11 protein-coding genes and 1 riboswitch are annotated in these 12,536 nt (G+C 67.7%); of the genes, 1 reads left to right on the top strand and 10 read right to left on the bottom strand.

Annotation, left to right across the window (positions count from 1 at the left end):
* Positions 1–43: 43 nt before the first annotated feature.
* From AC1RPL_RS11155 to AC1RPL_RS11120, 8 genes are all read right to left on the bottom strand, one after another.
* On the bottom strand, positions 44–1,288 hold the full coding sequence (locus AC1RPL_RS11155) for an ATP-binding protein (RefSeq protein ID WP_493069374.1): 1,245 nt from the start codon (positions 1,286–1,288) through the stop codon (positions 44–46).
* Positions 1,289–1,371: 83 nt separating this feature from the next.
* A complete protein-coding gene (locus AC1RPL_RS11150; protein WP_493069373.1) occupies positions 1,372–2,097 on the bottom strand; it encodes a response regulator in 726 nt (241 codons plus the stop codon).
* Between the two features lie 56 nt (positions 2,098–2,153).
* Positions 2,154–2,540 carry an OsmC family protein gene (locus AC1RPL_RS11145; RefSeq protein WP_493069372.1) on the bottom strand — a complete coding sequence of 129 codons (387 nt, stop codon included), beginning with the start codon at positions 2,538–2,540 and terminating at the stop codon, positions 2,154–2,156.
* Between the two features lie 151 nt (positions 2,541–2,691).
* Positions 2,692–4,092, bottom strand: a complete 1,401-nt coding sequence (locus tag AC1RPL_RS11140) for an efflux transporter outer membrane subunit (RefSeq protein WP_493069371.1) — start codon at positions 4,090–4,092, stop codon at positions 2,692–2,694.
* Positions 4,093–4,195: 103 nt separating this feature from the next.
* Entirely contained in the window at positions 4,196–7,384 is a 3,189-nt protein-coding gene (locus AC1RPL_RS11135) for an efflux RND transporter permease subunit (RefSeq protein ID WP_493069370.1), read from the bottom strand.
* A gap of 76 nt (positions 7,385–7,460) precedes the next feature.
* A complete protein-coding gene (locus tag AC1RPL_RS11130) occupies positions 7,461–8,723 on the bottom strand; it encodes an efflux RND transporter periplasmic adaptor subunit (protein WP_493069369.1) in 1,263 nt (420 codons plus the stop codon).
* Positions 8,720–9,109, bottom strand: a complete 390-nt coding sequence (locus tag AC1RPL_RS11125) for a hypothetical protein (protein ID WP_493069368.1) — start codon at positions 9,107–9,109, stop codon at positions 8,720–8,722. The genes AC1RPL_RS11130 and AC1RPL_RS11125 overlap by 4 nt, the downstream gene beginning before the upstream one ends.
* Before the next feature lie 467 nt (positions 9,110–9,576).
* Entirely contained in the window at positions 9,577–10,188 is a 612-nt protein-coding gene (locus tag AC1RPL_RS11120) for a TetR/AcrR family transcriptional regulator (RefSeq protein WP_493069367.1), read from the bottom strand.
* Between the two features lie 182 nt (positions 10,189–10,370).
* Here AC1RPL_RS11120 and fixJ point away from each other — a divergent pair, with 182 nt between their 5' ends.
* Positions 10,371–10,985 (top strand): response regulator FixJ, encoded by a 615-nt coding sequence (fixJ, locus tag AC1RPL_RS11115; RefSeq protein ID WP_493069366.1) that lies wholly within the window; start codon positions 10,371–10,373, stop codon positions 10,983–10,985.
* Positions 10,986–11,139: 154 nt separating this feature from the next.
* Here fixJ and AC1RPL_RS11110 read toward each other — a convergent pair whose 3' ends face one another.
* Together AC1RPL_RS11110 and AC1RPL_RS11105 are read right to left on the bottom strand one after the other, a co-directional pair.
* Positions 11,140–11,712 carry a TMEM165/GDT1 family protein gene (locus AC1RPL_RS11110; protein WP_493069365.1) on the bottom strand — a complete coding sequence of 191 codons (573 nt, stop codon included), beginning with the start codon at positions 11,710–11,712 and terminating at the stop codon, positions 11,140–11,142.
* A 10-nt stretch (positions 11,713–11,722) separates the two neighbouring features.
* A riboswitch (yybP-ykoY riboswitch) is annotated at positions 11,723–11,905 on the bottom strand.
* A gap of 64 nt (positions 11,906–11,969) precedes the next feature.
* Positions 11,970–12,497 (bottom strand): alpha/beta hydrolase, encoded by a 528-nt coding sequence (locus AC1RPL_RS11105; RefSeq protein WP_493069364.1) that lies wholly within the window; start codon positions 12,495–12,497, stop codon positions 11,970–11,972.
* Positions 12,498–12,536: the final 39 nt, after the last annotated feature.

The raw sequence follows: 12,536 nt of genomic DNA, 5'->3' as shown, positions 1-12,536 counted from the left end.
ATTTCGGTTCGTCGCTGGGAGGTTTCCGCTTTGTGGCGGTTATCTATACCGGAAGCGTAACAAGCGCGGAGAGGCCGCCTTCCTCGCGGTTGCGGATGACTACATCACCTCCATGCGCACGCGCCACCGCCCGCGCACTGGCCAGGCCCAATCCGATCCCGCCGGTATCGCGGTTGCGCGAGCGCTCGCCGCGGAAGAACGGCTCGAACACGCGGTCGAGATCCTCGGGGGACACGCCCGGCCCGTCATCGCGCACTTCGATCATCGCCTGGCCGTCCGCCTGCCCCAGCGAGACTTCGGCGCTGCCGGCATATTTGAGCGCGTTGATCACCAGATTGTTGAGCATCGCCTTCAGCGCCGGCGAATTGCCCTCGACCACTACCGGATCGCCCGGTGCAAGCGTCACCGGCTCACCGCGGTCGCTCATGTCGTCGGTCACCGTCTCGGCCAGCGAGCGCAGGTCGAGCGGCTTGCGCGCGCCCTGCTTGGTCGTGTCGCGCAGATAGCTGAGCGTCGCGGAGATCATCGCCTCCATGTCGCGGATATCGCCCTCGCACGCCTGGCGCAGCGCGTCGGGTGCGGCCTCCAGGCGAAGGCCGAGGCGCATCAGCGGCGTGCGCAGGTCGTGCGCCACGGCGCCCACCACGGTGGCGCGATCGTCGACATAGCGGTTGAGCCGCGCCTGCATCCGGTTGAAGGCGGCGGCGGCATCGGCGATCTCGGTCGGCCCGTCGATCGCGATCGGCGCGGCGCGCGGATCACGGCCGAGCCGTTCCGCCGCGGCGGCGAAGGCACCGATCGGCTTGGCGATACGGTGGGCCAGCGCCCAGGCGAAGGGCGCGACGGCAGCGGCCGACAGGATCAGCCACCATAGCACGAACCAGCGCCACGGTTCGAAGCCGCTGACGGTAGAAACCGTGATCCATTGCCCATCCGCGCGGCGGTATGACGCGGTGAAGTCGCCGGTGATGACCACGCTCCGCGCTGCCTGCACGCTGGCCGGTGGCTCCGAATGCGGCACGCTCGCGCGGTCGTAGATCTTCTCGCGAGTCAGGAAGGGTGTCGGGAAACTGATCAGGACTCGCTCGACCGGCAGGTTCATTACCTTCGCGATCGCCACCTCGGTCCGCTCGCCGCGCGGATTCCAGTGCGGTTCGTCGACATGGCTCGACCGGGAAACCGCGAGATCGTCGTCGCTGGGCTTGCCCTGCAGCGCATCGACAGCCTGGCCGACCGTATAGAGCTTTGCGGTGGGAGTCTGGACCGCGATCAGCAGCGCGAAGTTCATCAACTGCGTAACCGCGACGCAGACCACCATTAGCGCAAAGACCCGCAGGAACAGAGGCGACCCCGCCCCGCGCCCGCGGAGTGTCACGCGCGCACCACCTTGGGTACGAACAAATAGCCTTCGTTACGCACGGTGCGGATGATCTCGTCCCCGCCCGAGCGCAGCTTGCGGCGCAGGCGGCTCACCTGCACATCGATCGCACGGTCATAGGCGTCCGAGTCCGGACCGCGCGCCGCCGCCAGCAGCGCCTCGCGGCTCAGCACCCGCCGCGGACGCTCGATGAACACGCGCAGCACCGCGAACTCGCCATCGGTGAGGCCGACGAGCACGCCATTGGGATCGAACAGCTCATGGCTGCCCAGATCGATGCGCCAGCCTTCGAAGGTGTAGACCTCGCCGCTCTCCGCAGTGGCGACCGCACCGCGCTTGCGCAGCGCCGCGCGCACCGTGGCTAGGATCTCGCGCGGGCTGCAGGGCTTGGGAAGATAATGGCCCGCGCCGACTTCAAGGCCCAGGATCCGGTCCTGCTCCTCGCCCAGCGCGCTGAGGAAGACGATCTCGGGCCCGTCGGCGCGCGCGATGCGGCGGCATGCCGAAAGCCCGTCCTCGCCCGGCATCATCACGTCGAGGATGACGAGATCCACGGGCGTACGCGCCAGGATCTGGTCCATGTCGCGCGTATTCGACGCAGTCTCGACACGGTAGCCGCGCGAGCCGAGGCTGTTCGCCAGCAGCATGCGGATGTCACGGTCGTCGTCTACGACGAGGAGGGTCGCAGTGTCATCCTGCGGAGTCGCGGTAGCAAGCATGTTGCAGCTTCTACGACAAATTGCGTCCCCAGTGTTGCGCTAAGTTGTAACAAAGTTCACCCGAGCCGCGTCGCGATCGGGACACCGCGTTTCAGGGTGAGCGTGACCGGCGTCTTTTCGGCGATTTCGGCAAGGCGGGCGTTCTGCTCGGCATCGGTTCCGGCGATCTTCAGCACCCGCTCGATCTCGAGCGTCTCGCCCTGGCCGTGGAGGAACAGCGAGACTTCGATACCCTCGACCTGCCATTGCTTGCGCTCGGCATACATGCGCAGCGTGATCGCGGTGCAGGCGCCCAGCGAACCCAGCAGCAGTTCATAGGGCGCCGGCCCGGCATCGCCGCCGCCGCGCTCGGCGGGCTCGTCACCGACAAGCTGGTGCGTTCCGAAGTCGATCTGGGTGGCGTAGGGCGCGTCGCGCCCGATCTTGGCGATGGCATGGGTCATGCGCGCCAGCCTAACCGCTCCGGCAATCCCCGCCCAGTGCCCATCTGGGTGATCACTCTAATCGTCATCCCCGCGCAGGCGGGGATCCAGAGCCATTGGTGCTGTCCGTGGAACCCTGGATCTCCGCCTTCGCGGGGATGACGAACGGCAGCTAACTCGTCTGCCAGCCGCCGCCGAGCGCGCGGAAGAGATCCACCTGGGTATCGGCGATGAACGCATCCGCCTGGGCGAGATCGGCCTCGGCATCGGCGAAGGTGCGCTCGGCATCGAGCAGCGCCAGCGAGTCGATATCGCCTTCGCGCTGACGAGCACGGGCGATGTTGACCGCCGCTTCCGCCTCGTTGCGCGCCGCCTGGAGCGCGGTGCGCCGATCGAGCGCATGGCCATAGGCGGAAAGCGCGGTCTCGGTCTCCTGCAGGGCGCCCAGCACGACACCATCGAAGCTGGCGAGCGCGCCCTTGGCATCGGCCTCGGCACCCGCGACGCGCGCCCGCGCCGGGCCCGGATTGATCGCCCAGTTGAGCAGCCCGCCGGCCAGCCAGCGCAGCGGTCCGGCACCGAAGATATCGCCGAAGCTGGTGCCGGTCGAGCCGCCCGAGGCGCCGAGGGTGATGCGCGGATAGAGGTCCGCGGTGGCGACGCCGATCCGCGCGGTCGAAGCCGCGAGGCGGCGCTCGGCGGCGCGGATGTCCGGGCGGCGGGCAAGCAAGGCGGCGCCGTCACCGACCGGGATCGGTTGGCTCAGGCGCAGCGTGGTGCTGCGCTCGCCGGCCATCGCAGGCAGGTCGGCAGGCGTGCGGCCGGTGAGCGTGGCGAGGCGGAACAGCGCCGCATCGCGCTCCGCCTTGAGCGCGGGGACCTGGGCCTGGCGCTGGTTGCGCAGCGCGCCGATCCGGGCAGTGTCGAGTCGGGTGGCCAGGCCGACGCCGCGGCGGCGCTCGGTCAGGTCGATCGATTGGTCGAGCAGCTGGACGATGTGCTCGGCCACGCCCAGCCGCTCGGCGGCGGAGGACGCATCGGCATAGGCGCGGGCCGTCTCGGCGGCGACGATCACGCGGACCGCATCGGCGTCCGCCTCGGCGGCGCCGACATCGCCGCGGGCGGCTTCGGTGCCGCGGCTGAGCCGGCCGAACAGGTCGGCTTCATAGCTGACGCTCAGCCCGGCATCGACTTGCCAGTCCTCGCGCGGCCCGCCAGGGGCACGCTGGTTTTCGGGCAGGCGGCCGTAATTGGCGCCGGCACCAAGGCTTGCCTGGGGCAGCTGGTCGGCCTTGGCGCCGCGCAGCACGGCGCGGGCCTTTTCGATCCGCGCCACCGCTACGCGGATGTCGGTGTTGACGGCCAAGGCATCGCTCACGAGCTGGTCGAGCACCGGGTCGTTGTAGAGCCGCCACCAATTGCCCTGCACGGGCTCGGCGTTGACCGCCGGGTTGGCCGCGACGAAATTCCCGCCCGCGGTCTGGGGCGGCGTCGGCGCGACATAGTTCGGACCGGCGGCGCAGGCGGCGAGCGCCAGGGCCGAGGCGGTTGCGAGGAACGTGCGATACATCATGTTCAATCCTCCTCCCGTCATCCCTGCGAAAGCCGGGACCCAGGGTTACAGAGCGAGTCGTTCGTGGCTCTGGGCCCCGGCTTTCGCCGGGGTGACGAAGAGCTCATTCAGCCGGTGCCAGCACCGGCTCGTGGCCACCATCGGTCGCCTTGCGAGCACGGAGGTTCGCGATGCGATCCCCGAGCGCGCGGCAGACGACGTAGAAGGTCGGCGTGAAGAGCAGGCCGAAGGCAGTCACGCCCATCATCCCGAAGAACACCGCGGTACCGAGCGCCTGGCGGAGCTCCGCACCCGCCCCGCTCGCGATCAGCAGCGGCACGGCGCCGAGGATGAAGGCGAACGAGGTCATCAGGATCGGCCGCAGGCGGTCGCGTGCGGCACGCACCGCGGCTTCCACCGGCGACAGCCCATCCTGCTTCTCGGCCTGCTGGGCGAACTCGACCACGAGGATCGCGTTCTTCGCAGCCAGCGCAATCAGCACGACCAGGCCGATCTGGGTGAGGACGTTATTGTCCATTCCCCGCAGGTTCACGCCGGCCATGGCCGCGAGCAGACACATCGGCACGATCAGGATGATCGCCAGCGGCATGGTCAGGCTTTCATACTGCGCCGCCAGCACCAGGAAGACGAACACCACGGCCAGCGCGAAGACCAGCCCGGCAGTGCTGCCGGCCATCTTCTGCTGATAGGCGATGCCGGTCCACTCGGCGCTGTAGCCGGCGGGCAGATTGGCGGCGAGCTTCTCCATCGTGTCGAGCGAGGCACCCGAGCTGTAGCCGGGGGCAGTATCGCCATCGACTTCCACCGCCGGGAACAAATTGTAGCGCGTCACGCGGTACGGGCCGGTCTTGTTCTCGAAGGTCGAGACCGAACCGATCGGCACCATTGCGCCACTGTTCGAGCGGGTCTTGAGGTTGGCGATATCCGCCTCGGTCGCACGGAACGGAGCATCCGCCTGCGCGGTCACGCGATAGGTGCGCCCGAGCATGTTGAAGTCGTTCACGAAGGCCGAGCCGAGATAGACGTTGAGCGCCTCGAACACCCGCTCCGGCGGCACCCCGAGCATGTCTGCCTTGCGCCGGTCGATATCGGCGAAGACGCGCGGCGTCGCGGTGTTGAAGAAGGTGTAGATCTGCTTGAGGCCGGCGGTCTGGTTGGCCTGGCCGATCAGCCCGAACGCCGTCTTGCCGAGATCCTCATAGCCATGTTCGCCGCGGTCCTCGACCATCATCCGATAGCCGCCGGCCGAGCCGATGCCCTGGATCACGGGCGGGGGCACCACGAGCAGCATCGCCTCGTTGATGTCGGCGGTGCGCTTGCGCGCCTCGTTCATGATGTCGTTGATGTTGACGCCGAGCTTCTTGCGCTCCTCGAAGGATTGCAGCGGCACGTAGGCGGCGGCCGAGTTCGGGGCGAGCGTCTGCGACGGACCGTCGAAGCCGGCGAGCATCACCGAGCCCTTCACGCCCGGGATCGGCAGGATGCGGGCGACGACCTTGCGCATCACTTCGTCCGTCCGCTCGAGCGACGAGCCCGGCGGCAGCTGGATGACCGTGAGGAAGTAGCCCTGGTCCTGCTGCGGGATGAAGCCGACGGGCGTCACCCAGAACATGCCGATCGTCGCGGCGATCAGGCCGACATAAGTGAGCATCATCCGCTTCGGACGCGTCACCAGCACGCGGGTGAGCTTTGCGTACCGCACGCTCATCCGCTCGAAGCCGTTGTTGAACGCGTCGGCACCCCGGCGCACCAAACGGCCGACCGGGCCCTTGGGCTCGCTTTCGTGATGGCGCAGCAGCAGCGCGGCCATCGCCGGCGACAGCGTCAGCGAGACGAGCAGCGAGATCGCCGTCGCCGCCGAGATCGTCACGGCGAACTGCTTGTAGAAGGCGCCCGACAGACCGTTGAGGAACAGCGTCGGCAGGAACACCGCGAGCAGCACCAGCACGATCGCGACGAGCGCGCCGGACACTTCGTCCATCGACGTCTGCGCCGCCTGGAGCGGAGTCATGCCCCGTGCCAGGTTGCGCTCGACATTCTCGACCACGACGATCGCATCGTCGACGACGATGCCGATCGCCAGCACCAGGCCGAACAGCGAGAGGTTGTTGAGCGAATAGCCAAGCGGCAGCAGCACCGCCATCGTGCCGATCAGCGAGACCGGGATGGCGAGCACCGGGATGATCGCCGCGCGCCACTTCTGGAGGAAGACGATGACGACGAGCACGACGAGCAGGATCGCCTCGCCCAGCGTGTGATAGACGGCGTCGATCGACTGGGAGATGAACTCGGTCGGGTTGTAGATGACGCGATATTCGAGGCCCTTGGGGAAGTTCTTCGACATCGCCTTGAGCTCGTTCTCGACTGCGGTCGCCGAGGCGAGCGCGTTCGAGCCCGGGCGCTGGAAGACGCCGAGGATCACGGTGGGCTGGTTGGAAAGATAGGTGTTGGACGAATAGTCCGCCGCGCCCAGTTCGACCCGCGCCACGTCGCTCACGCGCACCTGGCGGCCGTCCGCATCGGTGCGGATCACCACCTGGCCGAATTCAGCCGGGTTCTTCAGGCGGCCCTGCGTCTCGATGTTGAGCTGGAAGGCGTTGCCATTGGGAGTCGCACCGGCCTGGCCGAGCGAGCCCGCCGCGACCTGGATGTTCTGCCCGCGCAGTGCCTGGACGATGTCGCCCGCGGTCAGGCCCAGCGCCGCGGCGCGGCCCGGATCGATCCACACGCGCATCGCATAGTCGCGCGCACCGAACATGCGGACATCGCCCACGCCTTCGACACGGGCCAGGCGGTCCTTCACCTGGGTCAGCGCATAGTTGGAGATGTAGCTGCGATCGACCGAGTTGTCGGGCGAGATCAAATTGACCACCATCAGGAAGTCTGGCGTGGTCTTGCGCGTCACGACGCCCAGGCGCTGCACTTCCTCGGGCAGGCGCGGGATCGCGACCGCCACGCGGTTCTGCACCAGCACCTGCGCGGAATCGAGGTCGGTGCCCGACTTGAAGGTCACCGTGATCGTGACATTGCCGTCACCGGTCGATTGCGACGACTGGTAGAGCATGTCGTCGACGCCGTTGATCTCCTGCTCGATCGGCGCGGCGACCGTCTCGGCCACCGTTTCGGCCGAAGCGCCGGGATAGCCGGCGGTTACCGTAACCGTCGGGGGGACGATGTCCGGATATTGCGAGATCGGCAGCGCCAGATAGGCAATCGCGCCGATGATCGTGATGATCACCGCGATGACCGCCGCGAAGATCGGGCGCGTGATGAAGAAGCGTGAGAGGCGCATGGGGCCACTCCTCGTCAAATGAGTGCGAAAATGAAGTGCCGGCCGCCGGACCCTGGGGAGGCCCGGCGGCCGACGGTCAACGAGCGAAGGTAGCTTCGCCCGTCACCGGCGCCGTGAGGGACGGCGCCTGATTGGTTACGGTCGGCGCGATCTTGCCGGCCTTGGGGGTGACCTTGCCGCCGGGCGCGGCGAACTGGGTGCCCGAGATCACCACGCGGTCCGTCGGCGTCAGCCCTGCGCGCACGACGCGCAGGCCGTCGACCACGGGTCCGAGCTCGACCTGCTTGGGCGCGACGGTGTCGTCCTTGCCGACGATCAGCACCATCTTGCGTGCCTGGTCGGTCTGGATCGCGCTGTCGGGCACCATCAGCGCCGTGGCGGTGCCACCGGCGGAGAGACGCATGTTGCCAAACATGCCGGGCGTCAGGAACAGCCCCGGATTGCTCAGCACCGCGCGGCCGCGGATCGTCCCCGACTTGGGATCGAGCCCATTGTCGGTGAAGTCGAGCTTGCCCTTCCACTTGTAATCGGTCTCGTCCTGCAGGCGGATCTCGACCGGCGAGGTGCTCGCGCCCGCTTCCTTCGCGCGCTTGGTCTTGAGGAACAGCGCCTCGGACCCGTCGAAGGTGAAGTAGATCGGATCGAGCGCGTTGATCGTGGTCAGTAGCGAACCGCCCTGCCCCTCGCCCGCCGCCACAAGGTTGCCGGCATCGACCTTGCGGTCCGAGATGCGGCCCGAGATCGGTGCGCGGACCTGGGTGAACTCCATGTCGAGCGCACGGGCGCGGACGCGCGCCTGGGCGGCCGAGACCGACGCACCTGCGGCACGGACACGGGCCTGGAGCCGCTCGACATCGCTCTTCGACACGGCCTCGACCGCGACCAGGCGATTGGCCCGGCTCAGGTCCGAATTGGCGAGCGCAAGATCGCTCTGCGCGCTCGCCAGCCCCGCCCGCGCCTCGGCAAGCGCCGCGGCGAAGGGGCGCTGGTCGATCGAGAAGAGCAACTGGCCCTTCTGGACGATCGCGCCGTCGGTGAAGTGGACGCCGGTGATCGCCCCCGAGACGCGCGGACGCACCTCGACGGCGCGGCTCGGCTCGAAGCGGCCGACATAATCGTCCCACTCGTTGATGTCGCGGACCAGCGGGGTGGCGACCGTCACCGTGGGCGGCGGCGGCGCGGCCATCGCGGCGGGCGCGTCCTTGCTGGCGATGCCGAGCCCGGCGGCGACGAGCACCACCGGCAAGGCGATCAGGCTGCCGCGCTGCCACAAGGGCATGCGGCGGATGCGGGCCGAGACGTCGCTGGTCTCGGTTTCGATGCGCGAGATCATGTTCATTGGAATCGCTTCCCCTGGTTCAGGGCTGCCCGGCCGCGGCTGATGGAGGCGAGCAGCGTTTCATATTGGTCGGGCGTGAAGCCCGCTTCGTGGAAGGCGCGGATCTCGTGGCGCGGCAGGGCATAGCCCTTGTGCCAGGCGAGCACGGCGACGCGGCGCAGTGCCTCGAGTTTCTGATCCGCCAGTTTCGGATTGGGGCTCTCGCCCCCGAAGATCATGCCGAGCGCAACCGACAGGCGGCCCGGCTTCTCGAGCGAGGCGAGCCGGTCATGCTGCGCGATCGCGACGACCTGCCACTCGAGCGCGGAAAAGCCGCTGCTGCGCAGGATGTCCGCCGGGGCTGCGACCGGGCTGCCCTGCAGCTCGGAAAAGTTCAGATAGGCCATGATCGTCTCCTCCTGCGTGTCGGCCGGCGGAGGCAAAAGCCTCCCCGTGCCGGCGGAACCCCATCCGCCGGCATCTCCGGTCATCCCAATCGACCGGCACGAGACGGGGCATTCGCGCAGACGCAATCGCCTGCGGCGCACCGGCTCGGTCCTGTCCTAAATTCTTCGCTGCTGGAGTTTCGGGCTGGAGCCTTGGCTCCCGGTCCTCGCTTCGGCGGCTTCCCTCATTTCTATACTGACTGGTATAGAAATCGTGCTGCGTTGCGTCAAGGGCTTTTTATACTGGTCGGTATTTTTTGTCGAGATGGTCTTCAAAAAACCTCCCCGCGCTTGTCTCGGGGAGGGGGACCGCCCGGCAACACCGGGTGGTGGAGGGGCGCCGCGGGCACCGCCGCGTTCCAGCGACCCCTCTACCACTCTTCGCGAGCGGCCCCCTCTCCCGGCGAGCTGGGAGAGGAATTGATTGGTTACTTGCTAGGCCAGCAGGCCAGGCTGGTGTCGATCAGCGCCTTGAGATCGGTGCAGCTGGTGCCGCCGCCCGCCTGGAGCGCGATGCCCTGGAGCAGCGCGGTCAGATAGGCGGTAAGCCCGATCACATCGGTATCGGCGGGCAGGTCGCCCTCCTCCTTCGCGCGTTCGAACCGGTCGATCAGCCCCTGCTTCACGACCGAACCGCGCTTGAGCACTTCGGCGCGGATCGACTCGGCCTCGGTCCCGCAGGCCACCGAGTTGATCACGCCCATGCATCCCTTGGGATCGCACGAGCTCATCTGCATCTCGAGCGCGCCGACCAGCAGCCGCTCGGCCACGCCGCGCGCGGTCGGCGCCTCGAGCGCGCGGCTCATATAATCGAGCTTCTCGCGCTGGTAGAGGTCGAGCGTCTTGGTGAAGAGCGCTTCCTTGTTGCCGAACGCTGCGTAGAGGCTCGGCCGGGTGATCCCCATCGCCTCGGTCAGGTCGGTGAGCGAGGCGCCTTCATACCCCTTGCTCCAAAAGACGCGCAGCGCCGCGGTCAACGCCGAGTCGGTGTCGAATTCGCGGGGGCGCCCCTTGGCGGCAGGACAGGCGGTGATTTCCATAATGACCGGTACATAATGACGATGTGTGAAAAAGTCCAATGCGTTTCGTCGCTTCCGCGTTCCACCCGTTAACCACTGTATTTTCACGGGTGTGAAAGTATCTGCCCCCCGGCCTACCCCGCCGCAGTGATCGGGGGCCTCCGATTCGGCCGTGAACGCGTCTTTGAAATGGAGCAGGGTGAATGAGTGACCAGCGTCTGGTGCACATCATCGATGATGAGGACAGCGTTCGCAACTCGATCGCCTTCATGCTCAAGACCACCGGCTATGCGGTCCGCACCTGGCCCTCGGGCGCGGCGTTCCTGCGCGAGCTGCGCAGCGCCGAGCCCGGCTGCATCCTGCTCGATATCCGCATGCCCGAGATGGACGGCCTCCAGGTGCAGCAGCAGCTGAACGAACGCGGCGCGGCCATGCCGGTGATCGTGCTGACCGGCCACGGCGACGTGGCGATCGCCGTGAAGGCGATGCGCGCCGGTGCGGTCGATTTCCTCGAAAAGCCGTTCGAAGCCGAGCATCTGCTCTGCGCGATCGGCAAGGCGTTCGAGCGGCTGGGCGAGAGCAGCAGCGCCTCACGCACCGATGCCGCCCGCACGCAGATCTCCAGCCTGTCGATGCGCGAGCGCGAAGTGCTGGAAGGGCTCGCCGCCGGCTATCCCAACAAGACCATCGCCTATGATCTCGGCATCAGCCCGCGCACCGTCGAAGTGCACCGCGCCAACCTGATGCAGAAGCTCGGTGCGCGCAGCCTCTCCGAAGCGCTGCGCGTCACCTTCACTGCCGAGATGGGCGAGATCTGAGGGCCTACCCCCCTCTTCGTCATCCCCGCGCAGGCGGGGATCCGGAGCCAAGCAGGACCGTCCGGGCACAGTAACCCTGGATCCCCGCCTGCGCGGGGATGACGGTTGGGAATATGCGGGGATGACGGCTGGGACATGAGTCCCAGCCTAAGCCCTAGAACCACCCAGCCGTCTCGGCGAGCATCAGCAAGCCGGCGACGATGAACAGCACCGCCGCGATGCCGTGGACCAGCTTGAGCGGCACGCGCTTCAGCAGCGCATTGCCAAGCAACACCGCCGGCACATTGGCGAGCATCATGCCGATCGTCGTCCCTGCCGTCACTGCCCAGACATTGTGGAAGCGCGCGCCCAGCGCCACCGTGGCAAGCTGCGTCTTGTCGCCCATCTCGACCAGGAAGAAGGCGATCGCGGTGGTGACGAAGGCGCCGAACCTAGCCGGCTTGTCCTCGAGATCGTCGATCTTGTCGGGGATCAGCGTCCACAGCCCCATGGCGATGAACGAGGCCGCGATCAGGTAGCGGAACCAGGCTCCCGAAAGCAAAGCGGCGGCTTCGGAGCCGACGAGGGCGGCAAGGAAATGGTTGGCGAGCGTCGCGACCAGGATGCCGAGGATGATCGGCACCGGCTTCTTGAAGCGCGTGGCGAGCAGGATGGCGAGCAGCTGGGTCTTGTCGCCGATCTCGGCGAGGGCGACCAGCGCGGTCGAACTGAACAGGGCTTCGAACAAGGGACACTCCGGGCCGGACGGAGACGAAATCCAACGACATCGCACCTCCCCGCCCGGCAAGAGCGGAGATGCGACGCCATTGGTCTCGCCCGAACGATGTTCCCGTCCCTCCCGCGCCACGGCCTCTCGACCGAGTATGTTGACGCGGGAGCCCGCGCGACGCGCGGCTGGCTACTCCCCAAATAGCGAGTTGCTGCGCAAGGCAGCACGCGAGCGCCCCTAGAGGAGGCGCCCGGCGAACGCGAGTCCTTTATGGCTCAGCCGGCCAGGCTGAGATGGCGCGGTTGGGAATCCGGCAGCGGCTCGTCCCCACGCAGCGAAGCCAGCAGCTCGCCGATCGAGCGCACCGGCGTCGAATCGAGGAAACGGCTGCCCCAATCTCGTGCCAGCGCCGCGGCATCCGCGCCGGTGTCCGCCAGGATCGATGGAAAGCCGATGCGCAGCTTCGGCCCGGCGAACAGCTGCTCGGGTGAGGCTGCAACTACCGATCCCAGCGGTCGGACGAACACCGCGCCCGCCACCTTATCGACATAGGAGGCCGGCGAGAGCCGCGCCCACCATGTCACGGCGAAGCAGCCGATGCCGTGCGCCACCAGGATCACCGGTTTCTCGGTGAGGCGCACCGCCTCGTCGAGCCGCGCGGCCCACAGGTTGCGCCCGCCACCGCCGGCGCCCAGTTCGATGATCTGCCCGGCATGGGCGAGCAGGCTGCGCGCGGGGCGATCGGCACGGTCATAGATGGTGAGAGTCGGAAGCGACGTATCGAAGAGGCCAGTGTGGGGCATTCGCATTCTCCCAAGCGGCGGGGAATCACGCTCAACGAG

The organism is Sphingomonas sp. GW821-FHT12D09 (assembly GCF_058807215.1).
The sequence above is the reverse complement of the archived record's forward strand: the minus strand, read 5'-3'. Positions and strand labels throughout refer to the sequence as shown.